The organism is Mesorhizobium sp. WSM2561 (assembly GCF_000513915.1).
GTDB classification, from domain to species: Bacteria; Pseudomonadota; Alphaproteobacteria; order Rhizobiales; family Rhizobiaceae; genus Mesorhizobium; species Mesorhizobium muleiense.
Genome location: NZ_AZUX01000004.1, coordinates 144,782 through 165,334 on the forward strand (window position 1 = coordinate 144,782; position 20,553 = coordinate 165,334).

Below are 20,553 nucleotides of genomic sequence, written 5' to 3' on the forward strand. Positions count from 1 at the left end.
TGGCGCGCCGAAGAGAATGAAACCGGCACCGCTATATGATTGAAGTCGCTCTGTAAAAAACTTTCAGGCGGATTCAGGGGCCTTCGCCTTTGCGAGGTCCTGCAGGAACTCTTCCATCAGCGGCCTGTCACCGAACCGGCGGTAAGTGCGCTCTGCTTCCAGCGAGAATGCCGGATGCGCCTCGACCAGCTTTGCCATCGTCTGCTGGGCTGCCTCGACCTCGCCGCCCCCGCTCTGCAAAGCGGCCTGAATCAGAAGGCAGTTTGCATCGCGCGGCGCCCGGATCAGGCATTCTTCTATGACGGAGGAAGCCTCATCGCGGCGGTCAGCCGCGTAGAGCGCCTGCCCGTGCACATAGGCGTAGTACTCGGGCGCCATAGGATGAAGGCGGCGGGCCCGCTCTGCGTTGGCGACGGCATCATCATATTGCCCGAAGCGAACCTGCGCCTTTGCAAGCGCCATCATGCTGTCGGGATCGTTAGGGTTGAGCTCGACAGCGCGCCGCGCGGCCTGCAAGCCGCCTGAATAGTCGCCCTGCAGGGCAAGCCCGAAGCTGATGACCTGATAGCCAAGGCCAAGATTGGGGTCGAGACGGACCGCCTGCCGAGCTTCGCTAAGCCCAAGATGGAGTTCCGGTGCGTTTTCCCGGCCGTCACCGCTCTGCGCCACGCTGGCGATAAAGGTCAGCGCGAGGCCTGCGCGGGCGGCCGCATAGGACGGGTCCATTTCAAGGGCGCGCTGGTAGAGGCCCCGCGCCTCCAGAATGTCCTGCGGGTCATCGCCGCCGTGCCGGTAGCGGTTGCGGGCCTGCAGCACGAGGTCATAGGCCTGCAGATTGTCGGTCGGGCGTTCCGCTGCCGCCGCCGCCTCGCTCCTGCCGATATAGGGCGCGATCTGCGCGACGATTTCAGTGGTCAGCTCGCTCTGGACGGTGAACACGTCGGCGACCTGCCGGTCAAAACTGCGCGACCACAGATGCGCGCCTGTCTTTACATCGATCAGCTGCGCCGACACGCGAAGCTGATCGCCTTCACGGCGGGCGCTGCCTTCAACCACATAATCAACGCCGAGCTTCGCCCCGAGCTTGCGCACGTCGGTACCCTGCCCGTGCACGGCGTAGGTGGAATCGCGCGCGATTACCTGTAGCTCTGAATTGCGGGCAAGGGCTGTCGTCACATCCTCGGCCAGTCCGTCGGCGAAATACGATTGCTCGCCGCTGCCGCTCATCGCGGCAAAAGGCATGACCGCCACTGACGGCCGGGGGTCGGCGCGGCCCTGGTCCATCGACAAGACAGCCGGGATGCGGCTGACCATGGCTGCCAGGGGGAGCGGCTGGATTTGGGTGCCGATGAGGATGAGGGCTATGGCGGCCGCGCCATAAGACCAGCGTGCGGCGGTGCCGCGCAGCACCTGCGGCAGCTGCCGCCATGGCGACCAGGCAGAGCCCACGCGCCTTACGCGGTAGACGTTGAGAAGTTCGGGAATGTTCTTGGCCCGCCTGCGGCCGATGCGGACGAACCTGTCAGCGCTGTTGCGGTCGGCCGCCATCACCACGGCGCCGCTGACGAATATCTGCCCCGGATCGCACATGGCCTCAAGCCGAGCGGCCACATTGACGCCGTCGCCGTATACGTCGCCGTCATCTTCGATGACATCGCCAAGATTGATGCCGATGCGCAGCTCGAACGGGCCCTTGTCGAAGCCTTCCTGTATGGCCAGCGCCGCATCAACTGCTTCGTTGACGCTTGGAAACATGGCGAGAAAGCCGTCTCCCGCCGTCTTTACGATGCGCCCGCCATGGCGGGCAGTGGTCGGGTCAATGAGCTCATCAAAAACAGCGCGCAGCTTCGTGTAGGTGGAAGCCTCGTTTTCAGCCATCAGCAGGCTGTAGCCGACGATATCGGCGGCCATGATTGCCGCGAGCTTGCGTTCCATCAGCATTATTCCTGAGCGGCGGTCCTGCAGGGACTATTACTAGTGACACTTAAGACGACGCACGCTTCAAGATTAGACCCATAATCCCGAATACGCTTATCATACAGCTCACAAATGCGTGACCATTGTGGCCTATACCGTTCTGACCTTCGTCAGCCATCATCCGCTTCGCGCGGAGCCGTCCCCGCATCCGAAGCGGCGTTGGGCATGCTGGTCAGGCAATTATTGCGCCTACGCTGGTCGGGCTCCGGGTAGGCAAGGGACGTTATTCGCGGCAGTGTCGCCACCGCGAATAACTCCTGAGCTTACGGGATTGCAGGCCGCGAGACCGGATTCGGTCTGATGCTTGCGGATGTGGCCGTCACGCCCGACGCCCGAACAGGTCGGCGTATCGCTGCAGGTAGAGCGGCCAGCCTTGATCGGCGGCGACACCATCGCGCACGCTTTCCCAGCCGGCGCCGTGGCGCTCCAGTTTGCGATGCTCGAGATCCAGGCGGGTCCGATTAGCCGTCTCGGCAGTGAAGCGGACTTCCCACTCGCTGGCCTTGTTCGGATCGGTCTCCAACCGCCATTGCGGACTGATGTCCCAACTTAGCAGCACACGGTGCGGCGGCTCATAAGCCAGCACGCGCGCCCAGCGGCACTCGCTGCCGTCGGCGCCGCGATCATAAATATGGCCGCCGACGCGCGGCTCGAACACGGTCTCGGCGATCGGCACGGCAAGCAGATTGTGCTCCCTGGGTTTGAACTTGCCAAAATCCTCCGTGAAGACCTCGAAGGCGCGCTCGATCGGCGCCTCGACCACGATCGAGTGCCTTACCAAGGTGTCTGCTGCTTGCGTGTTCATTTTTTCACTCCTTTCGCGGTTGTTCGACAGCTTGCTTGAAGGCAGCGAGCGTCTTCATCCAGAACCGGTCGAGCTCTGTGCGAAGCGCCGCCAGCCCGTCGGGTTCGACGCGGTAGATGCGGTGCTTGCCAGCCGGCGTGTCTGCAACGAGCCCTGCCTCTTTCAACACCTTCAGATGCTGCGAGACCGCCGACCGGGTCACCGGCAGGGCACGCGCCAACTCGGTAACCGAACGCGGATGCTCGACCAAGAGTTCGAAGATCGTGCGCCTGGTGGGGTCGCCCAGGGCGGTCCAGCTGTTGTTCACGTTAGTCACCACTAACGCGTTAGCACGGACTAACGTGATGAGTCAACCTTGCTACGGCAAAAAGGACTGAGTGAGGGGGACTTTGAAGTTGAAGTCGATCAAGCCTCGACAGCTAAGCCCGCGTCACGCCATTCGGGCAGGCCATCTTCCATGCGGCGTGCGCGGAAGCCGTGCTCACGCAGCAATGCGACCGCCTCGAATGACATCACGCACCACGGTCCGCGGCAGTAGGCGACAATCTCGGGCTTCGCCTCGAGTTCGGTCAACCGCTGCTCCAGTTGGCCGAGGGGGACGTTGATCGCGCCCGGCAGATGTCCGAGCGCAAACTCATCGGGCGGTCGGACGTCGATGACTGTAACGAGCCCGTCTTTCATTCGCGCGGCCAGTTCTTCCCGGGACACGGGCTCCATATCGTCGCGCCGGTCGAAATAGCCCCTCACGATGCGTTCGACCTCGGCCGAATGCCGCTCGGCAACGACTCGAATGGAGGCGAAGGCGGCAAGTACGCTTTCATCTGCGAGCCGGTAGTTGACGAACTTGCCATCGCGCTCTGACGTCACGAGTCCGGCGCGGCGCATCGCCTGGAGATGCTGCGAGACATTCGCCACCGGACGCGCAAGCTTGGCGGCCAAGGCTTCCACGCTGCGCGGACCCTGCGCGAGTTGCTCGATCAGTTCCAGCCTCTGCGGATTGCCCAGAGCCTTCGCGACAACCGCGAACTGCTCGTAAAGTGCCTGCTTCGGATTGCGGATTGACATCAGGGTAGCAGCCACGCTAGTCATTCAACATAATTATTGAATGATGCGTATCACACGGCCCCCGAGGAGACAAGTCCGTGGCCGAGAAGCCCCTTCAATCGCTTAGCAGCCTTGGCTCCGGCTCTGACGGCTCCCGAACGGGATTGATGTAGTGATGGCCGCACGCACCCGAGCCATCAATGCCGGTGCCGCATGACAACGATCGCGGCGCCAGCAGTGAGCCTCGGTCTCAAGGCCAACTGGCGGCAGTTCGCGCTGCTTGTGCTTATCAATGCATTCGTCGGCGGCATGGTCGGCATCGAACGCACCGTCGTGCCGTTGATCGGCTCAGAGGAATTCGGGCTCGCCTCGACCACGCTGGTCGTCTCCTTCATCGTGAGCTTCGGCGTCGTCAAGGCGCTGGCCAACCTTGTCTCCGGACAGCTCGCCGACAAATGGGGGCGCAAGCGCGTGCTGGTTCTCGGCTGGCTGTTCGGCCTGCCGGTGCCCTTCATGATCATTTGGGCGCCAGACTGGAACTGGGTCATCGCCGCCAACGCGCTGCTTGGCATCAGCCAGGGCTTCGCCTGGTCGATGACCGTCATCATGAAGGTCGACCTTGTCGGCCCGAAGGGGCGTGGCCTCGCCGTAGGGCTCAACGAGTTTGCCGGTTACCTCGCAGTCGGGATCACCGCCTTTCTCACCGGCTATCTCGCCAGCCGCTACGGTCTGCGACCAATCCCGATCTATCTCGGCGTCGGCTACGCGGTGGTGGGCACGGTGCTCTCGATCCTGCTCGTGCGCGACACGCGCGATCATGTGCGCGCAGAACTGGCGAACCATCCGCGCGAGGCATCATCCCTTTCCTTCCGCGAGGTCTTTGCGTTGACCTCTTTTCGGGATCGCAACCTCTTTGCCGCTTCGCAGGCCGGTTTGGTGAACAACCTCAATGACGGCATGAGCTGGGGCATCTTTCCGCTCTTCTTCGCAGCCGGCGGGCTTGGCGTGGAGCGCATCGGCATTCTGAAGGCCGTCTATCCCGTCACCTGGGGTGTGCTGCAGGTCGTGACGGGACCGCTCAGCGACCGCTGGGGCCGCAAGGGCCTGATCGTCGCCGGCATGTGGGTGCAGGCGGCGGCGCTCTTTCTCACGGCGCTGACCGCGAATTTCGGCTGGTGGCTGGTGGCCTGCCTCCTGCTAGGACTTGGCACGGCGATGGTCTATCCGAGCCTGATCGCCGCGGTATCGGATGCGTCGCATCCTTCATGGCGCGCCCGCTCGCTCAGCGTCTACCGCTTCTGGCGCGATCTCGGCTACGCGATCGGTGCGCTGTCGGCGGGACTGATCGCCGACTTCTTCGGCCTGGCGTGGGCGATTGCCTCGATCGCCGCCCTCACTTTCCTGTCCGGTACCGTGGTCGCTTTCATGATGCGCGAAGGTCATGCCGGACGAAGCAGTTGAACGTCGCCCCGGATGCGTCCGCCTCCGCCGCGCCAGCGTCGGGTTCCTGACGCTGCCACTCGCGCGAAATCACACGAAAAAGCATCCGGCCGTTCAAACCGTTTCAAAAACCGATTTGAAACGGTGTCGCGCCGCTAACTGATTGAGATTATTGGCGCGCCCGAAGAGATTCGAACTCCTGACCCCCAGATTCGTAGTCTGGTGCTCTATCCAGCTGAGCTACGGGCGCGCAACAGGCCATGCTTTGAATGGCCCGCGATCCGATCCTTAACGACCGGCCGCGATGTGACGTGTTCCCTAGCGACTGAATTTCCGAAAAGCAAGCCGATCCGGCAAAAGTTTTGCTGTTGTGCCTTGACGAGGATCAGGCGGCGAGGATCAGGCGGGACGGCGCAGGCCGTTGCGGGCCTGGTCGAGCCGGACCGGCTGGTCGGGAATGGTGACCGCGAATGTGGTGCGGCCGCCTCTGCTTTCGACAAGCTCCACCGTGCCGCCATGGGCGCGGATCAGTTCATAGGCGATGGCCAGGCCAAGGCCGGTGCCACCGCTGCGGGCCGAGCCGCGGAACGCCGCGAACAGGTTCTCGCGCGCCTTCGGCGGCAGGCCGGGGCCGGTGTCGGTGACGGTGATGCGGCTGACGCTGCCGACGCGCTCGGCCGACACCTCCAACCGACGCACCACCGCGCTTTCCGCGTCCGCCGCCATCGCCTGGACGGCGTTGCGGCAAAGATTGGTGAGCACGCGAAAAAGCTGATCGGAATCGGCATCGACCTCGAAAGCCAGTTCGACGGCATTGACGAATTCTATGCCGCCTTCGGTGTCGAGCAGGCCGTGGACGTCATCGACCAGCTGGCGCAGCCTGAGCCTGCGGCGCGAGGGCGGCGGCTCCTGGGTGCGGCCATAGGCAAGCACACCTTCCGAATAGGATACGGCACGATCGAGCGCGCGCAGCAGTTTTGGCGCGAAGGCCTGCACGGTCGGGTCCTTGACCTGGCGCAGACGGTCCGACATCAGCTGCGCCGACGCCAAGATATTGCGCATGTCATGGTTGATCTTCGATACCGCGAGGCCAAGGTCGGCGAGATGCTTCTGCTCGGAGAGCATCTTTTGCAGCCGCTCCTGCATCTGCGAGAGCTCGCGCTCCGCAACGCCGATTTCGTCGGCGCGGGCAGCAGGGCGGATGATCCGCCCGGGGTCGTCGGGAGCCTCGGAGAAGGCCAGCATCGAGCGCGTCATCGTCCGGATCGGGCCGATCATGATCAGGTCTATGGCGGCATAGACCAGCATGGCGGTGAACAGCGAGATCAGCAGCGAGACGAAGGCGACGTTGCGCGAATAGATGAGCATGGCATTGCGCAGGCTGTAGTCGGGCATGATCAGCTCGAATTCCTTGTCGCTGTCGCCGACCGGCCCGAAAACGCGCAGCATCCGCTCGCCGCCGAACAACAGCGTGTCCAAGGCGCCGGTCATGCCCTCGATCAGGCCGACATTGGCAATGTCGATATGCTCGTCGACGTGCGGCGGCATCTCAGCCACCACCAGAAGCCGCGAGACACCGCCGTCGCGCACGGCGATCGCCTTGGCGCCGATCGCCATCAGCACGTCGTTCTGGGCGGCGCGCGACAGCGAGGCGGGCTCTCCCTGCACCAGCACGATCGAGACCGCCGCGGCAGTGCTCAGCCTCTCCTTCAGCCAGCTCAGCCGGTAGCTGGCGATCCAGGGCAGAAAGATGAGGACCTCGGCCAGGAGCACGAAGACGATGGTGAGCAGCAGGAGCTTTGTCGACAATCCACGCGACAACGGCACCCTGCGGGCGGCTGCGGTCGCCCGATCGGTGCTTTCGTCCGCGGATGGGATTTCACTCATACTGCTTTTTCTTCACGATCACTTGATCGGCCAAGATTAGGCTATTGCGGCTTTTTTGCCAATTTCATCCTTCGTCCCAATACGCGATAAGACCGCCTAGACCTCGGCCACACGCCAGCCGCTGGCCCGAGACGCCGGAATGTCGAGGCCGGATGTCGAGGCCGGATGTCGGGGCCGGATTGACTTCCAAAACCCTTCTTTCTATAAGCCCGCTCACGCTCGGGCCATTCGTCCCGGCGCGGTTTCGATCGCGCCAAAGCCGGCCGGGCAAAGCTCCTGTTACAGAGTGACAGAATCAAGAAGGGCCGCACGCCGCGGTATTAAAACAAATGAAGCGTACCTACCAACCGTCCAAACTCGTCCGCAAACGCCGGCACGGTTTTCGTGCCCGCATGGCCACCAAGGGTGGTCGTGGCGTCGTCGCAGCCCGCCGCAACCGCGGCCGCAAGCGGCTCAGCGCCTGAACGGAAGACGAGATCGTTGCCCGCAACCGGCAAGCCAGTGGGAGCACATCCCAAGCGGCTTCTGAAGCGCGCGGAATTCCTGGCCGTCCGGCGTGGCGAAAAGCGCCGCGGGCGGCTTTTTCTCGTCGAGGTTCTCGACCGCAGCGACGCAGCGGCGCCTCGCGTCGGCTATACGGTCACCAAGAAGGTCGGCAACGCAGTCGTCCGCAACCGCATCCGGCGGCGGCTGAGAGAAGCCGTGCGCACGCATGCCGCGGGTGACATGAAGCCAGGCAATGACTATGTCATCGTCGGGCGCGAAGATGTGCTTGCCATTCCGTTCGGCCAGTTGAAGGCCGAACTCTCACGCCGACTGCGCGGAACACGATAGGCCAAGGCTTTCGATGGAAAACAACCGGAACTTCTTCATCACCATCGCGCTGTCGGTGCTGATCCTGTCGCTTTGGCAGTATTTTTACGTGCTGCCGCACAGCGAGGCGCAACGCGAGGCGGCCCGTATCGAAGAGCAGCGGATAGCGGAGCAGAAGAAGGCGGCCGAAGCCGCCAGTCCGGGCAGCAGCGAAACGCCGGTGCCGCAGCAAGGCGCCATTCCTAATGCACCCAATGCACCGGGAACCGACGGCACGACGCTGGCCAGCCGCGAGCAGGCGCTGGCGTCGACGAAACGCATCAGGATCGACACGCCGAGCCTGGAGGGTTCGATCAATCTCACCGGCGCCCGTCTCGACGACCTCAAGCTCAAGCACTACAGGCTGACGGTCGACAAGAACTCGCCCGAGATCGAACTGCTCAACCCGGCGGCGCTGCCCACTGGCTACTATGCCGAGATCGGCTTTGTCGGCAGCGACAAGACCGGCACGGTCCCGGGCCCGGAAACAGTGTGGACCGTCGACGGCAATGCGACGCTGACGCCGGCGACCCCGGTCACGCTGAGCTTCACCAACGACAAGGGCCTGACCTTCAAGCGCACCTTCTCCGTCGACGGCGACTACATGTTCACGGTCGCGGACACGGTGCAGAATTCGGGTTCAGTTCCTGTCACCCTGTCGAATTACGGCCGTGTCACGCGTTTCGACAAGCCTGCCGTTGCCAGCATCTATGTGCTGCATGAGGGGCTGATCGGCGTCACCGGCACCGAAGGCTTGCAGGAACATAAATACGCGGCCGTCGAGGAGGACAAGCAGTACACGCCGGGCAAGTCGACCGATGGCTGGCTGGGCATCACCGACAAATACTGGGCGGTGACGCTGGTGCCGACCGAGAAGCAGCCGTTCCAGCCGCGTTACGCCTATTTCGAGGACGGCCGCCCCCGCTACCAGGCCGACTTCCTCACCGACCCGATCACCGTCGATGCCGGCCAGTCGGCGACAGTCGAGAGCGAAATCTTCGCCGGCGCCAAGGAAGTGGCCAAGGTCAACGCCTATGCCGAAGACCGCAACATCAGGCTGTTCGACCGTTTGATCGACTGGGGATGGTTCATCTGGATCACCAAGCCGATGTTCTATCTGATCGACACGATGTACAAATTCTTCGGCAATTTCGGCCTGGCCATCCTGGCCACCACCGTCGTCGTCAAGGCCGTCTTCTACCCGCTCGCCAACAAGTCCTACGCGTCGATGGCGAACATGAAGAAAGTGCAGCCCAAGATGCTCGAGATCCGCGAGAAATACGCGGACGACAAGATGAAGCAGCAACAGGCGATGATGGAGCTCTACAAGACCGAGAAGATCAATCCGCTCGCCGGCTGCTGGCCGGTGGCGCTGCAGATCCCGGTCTTCTTCGCGCTCTACAAGGTGCTCTACATCACCATCGAGATGCGGCACGCACCGTTCTTCGGCTGGATTCAGGATCTGGCGGCGCCCGATCCGACCTCGATCTTCAACCTGTTCGGCCTCATCCCGATCGCGCTGCCGGATATGTTGATGATCGGCGTTTGGCCGCTGATCATGGGCCTGACCATGTTCCTGCAGATGCGCATGAACCCGACGCCGCCGGACCCGACGCAGGCCATGATCTTCACCTGGATGCCGGTGGTCTTCACGTTCATGATGGCGGGTTTTCCGGCCGGCCTCGTCATCTACTGGGCCTGGAACAATCTGCTTTCGATCATCCAGCAAGGCGTGATCATGAAGCGGCAGGGCGCCAAGATCGAATTGTGGGACAATCTGGTCGCGCTGTTCCGGAAGAAACCGTCACCGGCGGAATAGCCGGCGCTCCCCTTTTGCGAATCCAGGAAAGCCCCGGTCCGATCGGGGCTTTTTCGCACAAGCCGAGCCGTCGGCGAACAGCGAAACCAGTCGGCCCGGCGGTAGACGCCGCCGCGGATGATCCGCTGCGCACGCGGTTGGTGTTGCCGGGCGGATCGCACTATTTTGACCTGTTGTTTCGTCGATGGAGCCAGACCATGATCGGACCCAACCCCAACATCAAGCACCCGATCCCGATGCATAGCCGCGTCGGCTTCCTGAAGGGGCTGGTCACGGCGCCGAACATCGAGATCGGCGACTTCACCTATTATGACGATCCGGACGGGCCGGACAAATTCGCCGAGCGATGCGTGCTGCATCACTATCCATTCATCGGCGACCGGCTGATCATCGGCAAGTTCTGCGCCATCGCCGAGGGCGCGCGCTTCATCATGAACGGCGCCAATCATGCCATGTCCGGCTTTTCGACCTATCCGTTCAACATCTTCGGTCATGGCTGGGAAGAGGGTTTCGATCCGGCGACCTGGTCGAAGGAATTGCGCGGCGACACGGTGATCGGCAATGATGTATGGATCGGCATGGAAGCGGCGATCCTGCCCGGCGTGGCGATCGGCGATGGCGCCATCGTTGCGGCAAAGTCGGTGGTGACGCATGACGTGGCGCCCTATGCGATCGTCGCCGGCAATGCGGCCAAGGTGGTGAAGATGCGTTTCGACGACAGGACCATCCGGCGGCTTTTGGCGGCGGCGTGGTGGGATTGGCCGGTGGAAAAGATCAGCCGCAACCTCAATGCCATTCGTGGCGCCGATATTTCTGTTCTGGAGGCAGCGGTTTGAACGCGTTGAACAAGTCCGTGATCGGCATCGAGCTGTTCACGCGGCCGTGGATCTTCATCCGCGGCGTGCCGGCGATGAAGTTCCTGCCGCCGGAAGGACCGCCGGAGATCGCCTTTGCCGGCCGCTCGAATGTCGGCAAGTCGTCGCTGATCAACGCGCTGGTCAATCAGAAGGGACTGGCGCGCACGTCCAATACGCCGGGGCGAACGCAGGAACTCAACTATTTCGTTCCGGGCGGGTTTTCCGGCGAAGGCGCCGACCTGCCGCCGATGGCGCTGGTCGACATGCCGGGCTACGGCTACGCCACCGCGCCCAAGGAAAAGGTCGACGACTGGACGAAACTCGTCTTCGACTATCTCAAGGGCCGCGTCACGCTGAAGCGCGTCTACGTGCTGATCGACGCCCGCCACGGCATCAAGGCCAAGGATGACGAAGTGCTGTCGCTGCTCGACAAGGCGGCGGTGTCCTATCAGATCGTGCTGACCAAGACCGACAAGATCAAGGCGGCCGGCGTGCCGCGATTGATCGAAGAGACACTGCAGAAGATCAAGAAGCGGCCGGCGGCGTTTCCGTTCGTTCTCGCCACGTCGTCGGAAAAGAGCGAGGGCCTCGAGGAATTGCGCGCGGCGATCGTGCTGGCGGCCAATGGCGGCTAGAGCGGGATGCGTTCAAATTGAACTGGCATCCCGCTCTATCTATTTGTTTTTAGCCCCATTTCTGCGACGCCAAGTGATTCCACTTGGCTGCAAAATGCTCTAGGACTTTGCCTCCAGGGCGATCGTCTGGGTGCTTTCTTCCGTGGCAAGCCTTTCGGTGCCGTAAGCCTTCAGGAACATGCCGACGCCCGACCTGACGATGTGGTCGATTTCATCCTGGCTCGGGGCTTTGGTGCGGTAGGCGAATATGCACTGACGGAAAAGACCCGCCAGGCACAGTTCGGTGAACTGATAGGCGGCAAGATCGACATCGTCGATCTTGAGCAGGCCGCGCTCGACGGCGGCATTGAGAAAAGCAACAACCTTGTCGTGGCCGCGTTTTGGGCCGCGTTCGTAAAAACGCGCACCAAGTTCGGGCATCCTGTCGGACGCGCCGATCACGGTGCGCTGCGCCTGGACGACCTTGGCCGAGGTGATCTTAAGGGACAGCACCTTGCCGAACTTCACCAGAGTCTCGCGAAGGTCGTCGGCGCGGTCGAGCAGATCGTACATATTCTTGAAGATCGTGCCGCGCTCTTCCTCGATCAGCGCCTCGAACAGCTCTTCCTTGTTGGCGAAGTAGACATAGATCGTGCCCTTGGAAACGCCGGCCTCACGGGTGATGTCGTTCACCGACGCCGCTTCGAAGCCCTTGTCGATGAAGACACGACGTGCGCCCTCGATGATCTGGCTGCGCTTGACCGGGTCCTGTCCCGCCGCCGGGCGGCCGCGACGCAGGCCATCCAGCGGATCGCACTGGTCCTTGTCGGGCTCGGTCATAACGTCACACCTCGAAAAAATTCGAACCGATCGGTTCGATCATCCTTGATATGGGCCTCTCACCGCGCTAAGTCAACGTCAACATCGAACCGAACGGTTCAGTCTGATGCCCGGTTTTTAGCGATGCCAAGAGAGATGCCATGTCCTCGAACGCGACCCCAACCGCCGAAGTCCGTCCCTTCCCCAACGCCAAGGTTGCGCCGGCAATCGAAGCGCCGAACCCACCGACTGAGCCCGCAACAAGCCCTCCGGCCGAGGCGCCGGCCAAAAAGAAACGCTCGGCACGCTCCTTTCTGTTGCCGATCATTGCGCTTGGCTTGCTAGGCGCAGGCGCCTGGTATGGCTATGATTACTGGACCGACGGGCGTTTCATGATCTCCACCGACGACGCCTATGTCCAGGCCGACATGGCGTTCATTTCGCCGAAAATTTCCGGCTATGTCGATCAGGTCAAGGTGACCGAGAACCAGCAGGTCAAGGCCGGCGACCCGCTGCTGGTCGTCGACAATGGCGACTACAAAATAGCGGTCGCCCAGGCCGAGGCGCAGATCGCCACCTTGAGCAAGACGCTCGATCGTATCGACGCCCAGACCGAGGCGGCGCGCGCCTCGCTCGAGCAGGCGCAGGCGCAGAAGACCGCCGACCAGGCCGCCGCCGCCAATGCGGCGCGTGTCCAAGCGCGCGCCGCCCAATTGCTCAAGACACATGTCGGCACCCAGGCCCAACTGGACGATGCCCAGACCGCGGTCGAGCAGGCCAATGCCGCCCTTGTCGGTGCCGACGCCCAGATCGCGGCGGCTGAGGCCAATATCGGTGTGCTCCAAGCGCAGCGCGCGGAGACGGCAAGCACGCTGGCGTCGCTGCAGCTTGCCAGGGACAAGGCCGCACGCGACCTGTCCTTCACCGTGCTGCGCGCGCCCTATGACGGTGTCGTCGGCAACCGCTCGGTCGAGCAGGGCGACCTGATCAGCCCCGGACAGAAGCTCGCCGTCATCGTGCCGATGGACAAGCTCTATATCATCGCCAATTTCAAGGAGACCCAGCTTGCCCGGCTGGTGCCTGGTGAAAAGGTCAGGATTTCGGTCGACGCGATCGACGGCCAGGATTTCGAAGGCACCGTCTCGTCGCTGGCGCCGGCATCCGGCGCGGTGTTCTCGCTGCTGCCGCCGGAAAACGCCACCGGCAACTTCACCAAGGTCGTGCAGCGCGTCCCGGTTCGCATCGACGTGCCGGCGGATGTGCTGAAGACAGGCAAGCTGCGCGCCGGCCTCAGCGTCGTCGTCGCCGTCGACAGCCGCACCGCACCTTCGGCGTCGAACTGAGCGGCCGCTTGGGAGCAATGCCGTGGCAACCGCAATCTCGACAGCAGGATCGCCGCCGGCGAGGCCGGCTACGCCTGATGCCATTCCCACACGCCGCATCATCGCCTTCCTGGCGATGGTGTTCGGCATGTTCATGGCGATCCTGGACATCCAGATCGTTTCGGCCTCGCTGGCCGAGATCCAAGCCGGCTTGAGCGCCAGCTCCGACGAAATTCCGTGGGTGCAGACCGCCTATCTGATCGCCGAAGTCATCATGATCCCGCTGTCCGGTTTTCTCAGCCGGATGCTGTCGACGCGTGTGCTGTTCACCGTCTCCGCGGCCGGCTTCACCGCCGCGAGCGCGCTGGCGGCGACCGCCACCAACATCGACCAGATGATCGTCTACCGCGCCGTCCAGGGTTTTATCGGCGGCGGCATGATTCCAAGCGTGTTCGCTGCCGCCTTCACCATCTTTCCGCCGTCCCGCCGCGCCATGGTGTCGCCGATGATCGGCCTGGTGGCGACGCTGGCGCCGACCATCGGCCCGACTGTCGGCGGCTATATCAGCCATGCCATGTCCTGGCACTGGCTGTTCCTGATCAATGTGGTGCCCGGCATCATGGTGACCGCCGCGGCATGGTCGCTGATCGATTTCGACAAGCCCGATCTCAGCCTGTTCCGCAAGTTCGACTGGTGGGGCCTTGCCGGCATGGCGGCTTTCCTCGGCTCGCTGGAATATGTGCTCGAGGAAGGTCCCAACAACGACTGGCTTCAGGACCAGGCCGTGTTCATCTGCGCCATCCTGATGACGGCCGGCGCGGTGCTGTTCTTCTGGCGCGCCCTTACAGCCGAGGAGCCGATCGTCGACCTGAAAGCCTTCACCAACATCAACTTCGCTTTCGGCTCGCTGTTCTCCTTCGTCATCGGCATCGGCCTCTACGGCCTGACCTATCTCTATCCGGTGTATCTGGGGCGCATCCGCGGCTACGATTCCCTGATGATCGGCGAGGCGCTGTTCGTCAGCGGCCTGGCGATGTTCGTCACCGCGCCGATTTCCGGCATCCTGTCGCGCAAGATGGATCCGCGGCTGATGATGATGATCGGCTTCTTCGGCTTCGCTGCCGGCACCTGGCGGATGACCTATCTGACCGCCGACTGGGATTTCTGGGAGCTTTTGCTGCCGCAGATCCTGCGCGGCGCCTCGATGATGCTGTGCATGGTGCCGATCAACAATATCGCACTTGGAACACTGCCGCCTGACCGGCTTAAGAATGCATCCGGTCTGTTCAACCTCACCCGCAATCTCGGTGGCGCCGTCGGCCTTGCCGTCATCAACACCGTGCTGATCGATCGCAGCGCCTTCCACTACGCAAGGCTGGCCGAGCATGTGCAATGGGGCAGCGCCGAGGCGCAGACCAGGCTGCAGAACATGACGCTCGACTTCCAGCAGAATGCCGGCCTCGACGCCTCCAAGGCGGCGATCTCCAAACTGTCCGGCATGGTCCAGCAGCAGGCTTCGCTGCTGTCCTTCATGGACGTGTTCTATTTGTTGACGGCGCTATTCGCGACGCTGGCGATCTTCACCATGGTCATCCGCAAGCCGGCAGAGCCGGCGGGCGGAGGCGACGGACACTGATTGAGCAACTTTGCGCGCCCAAAGGACGCGGCGCTGTGGGTCAGGCCGTGGCCGGCTTAAAAGTCAAGGCGACGCCGTTGATGCAATGACGCAGGCCGGTCGGCGGCGGGCCGTCGTCGAAGACATGGCCGAGATGACCGCCGCAACGGCAGCAGTGGACCTCGGTTCGGGTCATGCCCAGGGACCTGTCCGCGGTCATGCCGACGGCGTTGGGAATCTCCTGCCAGAAGCTTGGCCAGCCGGTGCCGGAATCGAACTTCGTATCGGAGGAATAGAGCGGCAGGTCGCAGCCGGCGCAGGCGAAGATGCCCTTGCGGTGTTCGTTGAGCAGCGGGCTGGTGCCGGGATATTCGGTGCCTTCCTTGCGCAGCACATTGAAAGCCGCATCGGACAGGATGGCGCGCCACTCGGCCTCGGTCTTGGTGACCTCGAAGGTTTCGGCCGCGTGTGCATCCTGCGGCCGGCCGATGCGCAGCGCTGCCGCCGTGCCTGCCAACAATGCCACAGCGGCACCGCTCCAAAGAAAGTCGCGCCGGATCATCACCATTCCTCCTCTTTCCGTTTGCCAAATTCGACCGTCACATGGAAATCAAAAGCCGGTGACGGCCAGCTCCCGACAACGGGCACTCCGCACCTGCCCCACGCTTACAGCGGACGGTGCGGAGTGTACGCCTGTCGATTGCGCGGGTCACGCAAGCGGAAACCCGCGCACTCGGCATGGAGCCTCAGCCATATGTTCGCTGGCGACGGGCGCTTCGTTACATCTTCGGCAGGAGAACCGTGTCGATGACGTGGATGACGCCGTTCGACTGCTCGACATCGGCGACGGTCACATTGGCGACATTGCCGTTCTCGTCGGTCGCGGTGACCTTGCCGTTTTCGGCCTTGAGCGTCACCTTGCAGCCGCCAACCGTCTTGACCTTGTGCGCGCCACCATCGTCCATGGCCATCTTGGCAACGTCGGCGGCCATCGCCTTGGCACCGATGACGTGGCAGGTCAGGATCTTGACCAGCTTGTCCTTGTTTTCGGGCTTGAGCAATGTATCGACGGTGCCGGTCGGAAGGGCGGCAAAGGCCTCGTTGGTCGGCGCGAACACGGTGAAGGGACCGGCACTCTGCAGCGTGTCGACGAGACCGCCGGCCTTGACGGCCGCGACCAGCGTCGTGTGATCCTTCGAATTGACGGCGTTCTCGACGATGTTCCTGGTGGCATACATGGCGGCGCCGCCGACCATCGGATTTTCGGCATAGGCGGCGGTGGCGAGCGCGGAGACGGCGACCGTTCCGGTAAGCAAAAGGGTGGCGAACTTACGCATTATTTCTATCTCCTCAGTTTATTTCTTCCCCTCTTTGGGGCGCAAGGAGATACGGTGGATAAATGCCCGAGTTTCGCCCGTTCAGGAGAAAATTTTATTTTTTATAACGGCGAGCATGATTTTCAGGGCAGGACTCCTACAGCCTGCATGCTTCCCCGCTAAAGTCACCACAGGCGTAGATTTAAAATCTTCTCGAAAAATCGGCAGATAGGGGTGATTTGCAGACAGGCGCGATCAGATGCTCTTCAGATCGCCCGCAGCGACCACAGGGCCGGTCGGCTGGCCGGTCGGCGAACCGCCGGTCGGTTCAAGGCTGACCGCAAGCACGGCGCCTTGCGCAAGTTTTTCCTGCACGGCCGGGGAGATGGTCATACGCGCGGTCTGGCCGGCCGGGATGACGCCCATAGAGACCGGCGCATTCTTGCCCTCGATCATCCAAAGCTCGAAATCCTTGCCGGCGGCGCGCTCGCCGGAGACATGCGACAGGCCGACCTCGCGACGGGCGGCATCATAGACGGCGAGGTATCTGACGTCGCTGCCATCGGCAGCCAGCGAGGCGATGAGCCGCGGCGGCTCGGCCGGCGGGTTGAGGTAAGGCACGGCGATATAGATCGCCAACGCCGCGACGGAAGCGGCGGCAAGACCGCGCCAGAAGGCAAGGCTTGACCAGAGGCCGGCGCGAGGCTCTGCGACGAACAGCCGGCGATCCAATGCCTCCTTGACCCTGATCGGCGGCTCTGTCTCCGGATAGGCGTCGGCCATCGGCGAAAGACGCGCCTCCCAGGCATCGACAAGGCGCGCGAAAGCGGCGTCCGCGTCGATGCGGCGTGACGCAATCTCGCGTTCGTCCGCGGCCAGGACGCCAAGAACGTATTCGGCGGCGAACAGGTCGTCGCCCCCAGATTCCGGTCCGTCATCCTCTGCCAGCGTCATCTTTCAAGACACTCTCTGAGCTTCAACAGGCTGCGCCGCAGCCAGGTCCGCATCGTGTTCAGCGGCACGTCATGGCGCGCCGCCAGTTCGGCATAGCTTTCGCCCTCCAGATAAGCGCCCCGGACGGCCGCCGCCCGGTCCTTTTCCAATTCATCGAGACAACGATAGATGCGCCCGGATTCACCGCCCGCAACAGCCGCAGCCTCCGGTCCCGGCGCCGGATCGGCAACGTCGAGCGCAGCGTCGATATAGGCAGCAGGCTCTCGCCGCGCCCTTATCCGATCGATCGCGTGATTGCGCGCAATGGCCACCAGCCAGGAAATCGGGCTTAGCTCCGAAACGGCGAAACGGTCCGCCTTCGTCCATATCTTGACGAAGACCTCCTGCAGCGCCTCTTCCGCCTCTCCTCGGTCCTTCAATACACGAAGGCAGACGCCGAAAAGTTTCGCGCTGGTCTGCCGGTAGAGCAGATCGAACGCAGCCCGGTCCTTCATCGAAGTCCGGACGATCAGGTTGCTGATGTCCTGCGGCGTCATCGGCTGCCAAATTAAGCAATTGCCCAAATTAGGCAATTGCAATGTATTGCGACCACGGAAGCGTCCTGTGCACCGGGAGCGCCGTCGGCTTCCATTGACACGAAAACAGCCGACCTTTTGAGCATCGGATTTTCCCAAAAACCGGGTTTCCACTTTTGCATCCGATGCTCTAGCTTGCCGATAGTTGGGGGAGCAAGAATGTCGGTCGAACGGGCCCTGTGGGAACATGACGCTATCGGCTTGGCCGGCTTGGTACGCAAAGGAGAAATCTCGCCGCAGGAGCTCGTCGACGCGGCGATTGCGCGGGCCGAGGCCACTCGCCCGGACATCAATGCCATCGCCGAGCCGCTTTACGAGGCGGCGCGGACGCGGGCGAAAACCATCGACCGCAAGCTGCCGCTGGCCGGTGTGCCCTTCGCGCTGAAGGATCTCGGCATCGCCATGAAAGGCGTGCCGACGCACGGCGGCAGCCGCATTCCGGCTTTCGTTGCCGATTTCGACTCGGTGATGACCGAACGCCATCTGGCCGCCGGCCTCGTCCCGATCGCCACCAGCACCTCGCCCGAACATGGGCTGAGGCTGATGACCGAATCCGCCGCTTTCGGCATCACCCGCAATCCGTGGAATACAGCCCATACCAGCGGCGGCTCGTCTGGAGGTGCGGCGGCGCTGGTCGCGGCCGGCGTCGTGCCGGTGGCACATGCTTCGGATGGCGGCGGCTCGATCCGCGTTCCCGCCGCCTGCACCGGGCTGGTCGGGCTGAAAACCTCGCGCGGCCGCGTGCCGCTGACGCCGCTGGTCAGCGAAAGCTGGTACGGCCTGGTCATCGTCCATGCCGTTTCCCGCTCGGTCCGTGATTCGGCCTTGCTGCTCGACCTGACGCATGGGCCCGATCCGCTGTCGCCGTATGCGGCGCCGACGCCGAAAGGAACTTTCGCCGCCGCAGCAGTGCGTGACCCCGGCAAGCTGAAACTGGCGGTCTACCGAAAATCGCCGCTCGGCCTGCCGATATCGACCGAGACGCTGGCGGCGCTGGACACTGCGATAGGTTTGGCGCGCGAAGGCGGCCATACGATAGGGGAGATCGACCTGCCCTATATCGATCGCGATTTCATCGCTGATTTCGCCAGAACCGTCGCCGCGGCGGTGGCCGGCACGATGCGCGGCGAGGTCTTGCGCGTTGGCCGCTCCATTTCGGGTGATATCGAACGCGCCACGCGGGTGATGAGCGCCTTCGGCGAAGTCCTTTCGGCCGGCGAGATCTATGCCAGCCTGCAGCGGCTGCATGCCACCTCGCGCCGGCTGATCATCGAGACCGCGCGGTACGATGCCGTGCTGATGCCTGTCATCGCGCATCCGCCACTCGCCTGCGGCGCGATGGATCCAAAAGGCGCAGATGCGTTCCTGGAAGAAATGATCGACAGGCTGCGGCTTGCCCGCCTGCTGAAATTCAAGCCGCTGTTCGGCCGGTTGATGGACAAGAGCCTGTGGTTCACCCACTGGCCGGCAATCCAGAACGTCAGCGGCCAGCCGTCGATCGCGCTGCCTGTTCATGTCACCGATGCAGGCCTGCCGCTCGGCATCCAGGCCGCCGGCCGCCCCGGCGACGAGGAGACCTTGTTGTCCCTCGCCGCGCAAATGGAAAAGATTTCGGGATGGCTGACGCGGCGGGCGCCACTGCAGGTGCCCGGGATGAAAGCAGGCCGATTTCACCTGACGTGACAGCAAAGCCGTTTGCCCCCTGCTCCAATTCCCGCTAAGACGCCGCCGTTCATGCCAAGCTGGGAACCAAGCCGAATGACGGACCTCGCCGCCACCGCCGAAATGCAGGCCGCGCTGCTTTCGAGGGCGCTGCCCTATATGCAGCGCTACGAGAACAAGACGGTGGTGGTGAAGTATGGCGGCCACGCCATGGGCGACATCGCGCTCGGCAAGGCCTTTGCCCGCGACATCGCGCTGCTCAAACAATCCGGCGTCAACCCGATCGTCGTGCATGGCGGCGGGCCGCAGATCGGCGCCATGCTGAGCAAGATGGGCATCGAATCGAAGTTCGAGGGCGGATTGCGCGTCACCGACCAGAAGACGGTCGAGATCGTCGAGATGGTGCTGGCCGGCTCGATCAACAAGGAGATCGTCGCGCTGATCAATGCCGAGGGCGAATGGGCCATCGGCCTGTGCGGCAAGGACGGCAACATGGTTTTCGCCGAAAAGGCGCGCAAGACCATGGTCGACCCGGACTCCAACATCGAGCGTGTGCTCGATCTCGGCTTCGTCGGTGAGCCGGTCGAGGTCGACCGCACCCTGCTCGACCTTCTGGCGCGGTCCGAAATGATCCCGGTGCTGGCGCCGGTGGCGCCGGGCCGTGACGGCCACACCTACAACATCAATGCCGACACCTTCGCTGGCGCCATCGCCGGCGCCTGTCAGGCGACACGCCTTCTGTTCCTCACCGACGTGCCCGGCGTGCTCGACAGGAACAAGAAGCTCATTGACGAACTGACCGTCGCCGAGGCAATGGCCTTGATCAAGGACGGCACGGTGTCGGGCGGCATGATCCCCAAGGTTGAGACCTGCATCGATGCGATCGAGCGCGGCGTCGAAGGCGTCGTCATCCTCAATGGCAAGACGCCGCATTCGGTGCTGCTCGAACTGTTTACCGAACACGGCGCCGGCACACTGATCGTGCCTTGAGCGCA

At 63.1% G+C, this 20,553-nt stretch carries 20 protein-coding genes and 1 tRNA gene; 10 read left to right on the top strand and 11 right to left on the bottom strand.

Annotated features, from left to right (window positions below):
• Nucleotides 1-63: 63 nt before the first annotated feature.
• The 4 genes from M727_RS0107205 to M727_RS0107220 form a co-directional block, all read right to left on the bottom strand.
• Nucleotides 64-1,935: a tetratricopeptide repeat protein gene (locus tag M727_RS0107205; RefSeq protein WP_027152114.1), complete on the bottom strand. Its 1,872-nt coding sequence runs from the start codon at nucleotides 1,933-1,935 to the stop codon at nucleotides 64-66.
• Between the two features lie 361 nt (nucleotides 1,936-2,296).
• Nucleotides 2,297-2,782: an SRPBCC family protein gene (locus tag M727_RS0107210; protein ID WP_023796993.1), complete on the bottom strand. Its 486-nt coding sequence runs from the start codon at nucleotides 2,780-2,782 to the stop codon at nucleotides 2,297-2,299.
• Between the two features lie 4 nt (nucleotides 2,783-2,786).
• Nucleotides 2,787-3,101 (bottom strand): metalloregulator ArsR/SmtB family transcription factor, encoded by a 315-nt coding sequence (locus tag M727_RS0107215; RefSeq protein ID WP_027152115.1) that lies wholly within the window; start codon nucleotides 3,099-3,101, stop codon nucleotides 2,787-2,789.
• 86 nt (nucleotides 3,102-3,187) lie between these two features.
• A complete protein-coding gene (locus M727_RS0107220) occupies nucleotides 3,188-3,847 on the bottom strand; it encodes a metalloregulator ArsR/SmtB family transcription factor (RefSeq protein WP_027152116.1) in 660 nt (219 codons plus the stop codon).
• A 192-nt stretch (nucleotides 3,848-4,039) separates the two neighbouring features.
• Between M727_RS0107220 and M727_RS0107225 the strand changes: the two genes are divergently transcribed.
• Nucleotides 4,040-5,287 carry an MFS transporter gene (locus M727_RS0107225; protein WP_027152117.1) on the top strand — a complete coding sequence of 416 codons (1,248 nt, stop codon included), beginning with the start codon at nucleotides 4,040-4,042 and terminating at the stop codon, nucleotides 5,285-5,287.
• 152 nt (nucleotides 5,288-5,439) lie between these two features.
• Here M727_RS0107225 and M727_RS0107230 read toward each other — a convergent pair.
• Nucleotides 5,440-5,516: transfer RNA gene (locus M727_RS0107230), tRNA-Arg, on the bottom strand.
• Between the two features lie 149 nt (nucleotides 5,517-5,665).
• Nucleotides 5,666-7,153 (bottom strand): HAMP domain-containing sensor histidine kinase, encoded by a 1,488-nt coding sequence (locus tag M727_RS0107235; RefSeq protein ID WP_027152118.1) that lies wholly within the window; start codon nucleotides 7,151-7,153, stop codon nucleotides 5,666-5,668.
• Nucleotides 7,154-7,482: 329 nt separating this feature from the next.
• Between M727_RS0107235 and rpmH the strand changes: the two genes are divergently transcribed.
• The 5 genes from rpmH to yihA all read left to right on the top strand — a co-directional run bounded on the left by rpmH (nucleotide 7,483) and on the right by yihA (nucleotide 11,316).
• A complete protein-coding gene (gene rpmH / locus M727_RS39755; RefSeq protein WP_008833937.1) occupies nucleotides 7,483-7,617 on the top strand; it encodes a 50S ribosomal protein L34 in 135 nt (44 codons plus the stop codon).
• Nucleotides 7,618-7,633: 16 nt separating this feature from the next.
• Nucleotides 7,634-7,987 (top strand): ribonuclease P protein component, encoded by a 354-nt coding sequence (gene rnpA, locus M727_RS0107245; RefSeq protein ID WP_027152119.1) that lies wholly within the window; start codon nucleotides 7,634-7,636, stop codon nucleotides 7,985-7,987.
• A gap of 13 nt (nucleotides 7,988-8,000) precedes the next feature.
• Complete coding sequence (yidC, locus tag M727_RS0107250) at nucleotides 8,001-9,824, top strand: membrane protein insertase YidC (RefSeq protein WP_027152120.1); 1,824 nt, start codon at nucleotides 8,001-8,003, stop codon at nucleotides 9,822-9,824.
• Nucleotides 9,825-10,021: 197 nt separating this feature from the next.
• Nucleotides 10,022-10,660 (top strand): CatB-related O-acetyltransferase, encoded by a 639-nt coding sequence (locus tag M727_RS0107255; protein WP_023801588.1) that lies wholly within the window; start codon nucleotides 10,022-10,024, stop codon nucleotides 10,658-10,660.
• A complete protein-coding gene (gene yihA, locus M727_RS0107260) occupies nucleotides 10,657-11,316 on the top strand; it encodes a ribosome biogenesis GTP-binding protein YihA/YsxC (RefSeq protein WP_027152121.1) in 660 nt (219 codons plus the stop codon). Before M727_RS0107255 ends, yihA begins: the two co-directional genes overlap by 4 nt.
• A 99-nt stretch (nucleotides 11,317-11,415) precedes the next feature.
• Here the strand turns inward: yihA and M727_RS0107265 are convergent, their stop codons facing one another.
• Entirely contained in the window at nucleotides 11,416-12,135 is a 720-nt protein-coding gene (locus tag M727_RS0107265) for a TetR/AcrR family transcriptional regulator (protein ID WP_036261701.1), read from the bottom strand.
• 140 nt (nucleotides 12,136-12,275) lie between these two features.
• Here M727_RS0107265 and M727_RS0107270 point away from each other — a divergent pair, with 140 nt between their 5' ends.
• Together M727_RS0107270 and M727_RS0107275 are read left to right on the top strand one after the other, a co-directional pair.
• On the top strand, nucleotides 12,276-13,457 hold the full coding sequence (locus M727_RS0107270; RefSeq protein WP_027152123.1) for an HlyD family secretion protein: 1,182 nt from the start codon (nucleotides 12,276-12,278) through the stop codon (nucleotides 13,455-13,457).
• Between the two features lie 34 nt (nucleotides 13,458-13,491).
• Nucleotides 13,492-15,072 (top strand): DHA2 family efflux MFS transporter permease subunit, encoded by a 1,581-nt coding sequence (locus tag M727_RS0107275; protein WP_245268500.1) that lies wholly within the window; start codon nucleotides 13,492-13,494, stop codon nucleotides 15,070-15,072.
• A 40-nt stretch (nucleotides 15,073-15,112) separates the two neighbouring features.
• Here the strand turns inward: M727_RS0107275 and msrB are convergent, their stop codons facing one another.
• The 4 genes from msrB to M727_RS0107295 all read right to left on the bottom strand — a co-directional run bounded on the left by msrB (nucleotide 15,113) and on the right by M727_RS0107295 (nucleotide 17,857).
• A complete protein-coding gene (msrB, locus tag M727_RS0107280) occupies nucleotides 15,113-15,613 on the bottom strand; it encodes a peptide-methionine (R)-S-oxide reductase MsrB (protein WP_027152125.1) in 501 nt (166 codons plus the stop codon).
• Between the two features lie 217 nt (nucleotides 15,614-15,830).
• The gene (locus M727_RS0107285) at nucleotides 15,831-16,388 is read right to left on the bottom strand and encodes a fasciclin domain-containing protein (protein WP_027152126.1); all 558 of its coding nucleotides are present in this window, start codon (nucleotides 16,386-16,388) and stop codon (nucleotides 15,831-15,833) included.
• Nucleotides 16,389-16,622: 234 nt separating this feature from the next.
• Nucleotides 16,623-17,321, bottom strand: coding sequence for an anti-sigma factor (locus tag M727_RS0107290; protein ID WP_027152127.1), 699 nt, complete (start codon nucleotides 17,319-17,321; stop codon nucleotides 16,623-16,625).
• Nucleotides 17,318-17,857, bottom strand: coding sequence for a sigma-70 family RNA polymerase sigma factor (locus tag M727_RS0107295; protein WP_027152128.1), 540 nt, complete (start codon nucleotides 17,855-17,857; stop codon nucleotides 17,318-17,320). The genes M727_RS0107290 and M727_RS0107295 overlap by 4 nt, the downstream gene beginning before the upstream one ends.
• A 198-nt stretch (nucleotides 17,858-18,055) precedes the next feature.
• Between M727_RS0107295 and M727_RS0107300 the strand changes: the two genes are divergently transcribed.
• Nucleotides 18,056-19,579 (top strand): amidase, encoded by a 1,524-nt coding sequence (locus M727_RS0107300; protein WP_027152129.1) that lies wholly within the window; start codon nucleotides 18,056-18,058, stop codon nucleotides 19,577-19,579.
• A gap of 75 nt (nucleotides 19,580-19,654) precedes the next feature.
• Complete coding sequence (argB, locus tag M727_RS0107305; RefSeq protein WP_027152130.1) at nucleotides 19,655-20,548, top strand: acetylglutamate kinase; 894 nt, start codon at nucleotides 19,655-19,657, stop codon at nucleotides 20,546-20,548.
• Nucleotides 20,549-20,553: the final 5 nt, after the last annotated feature.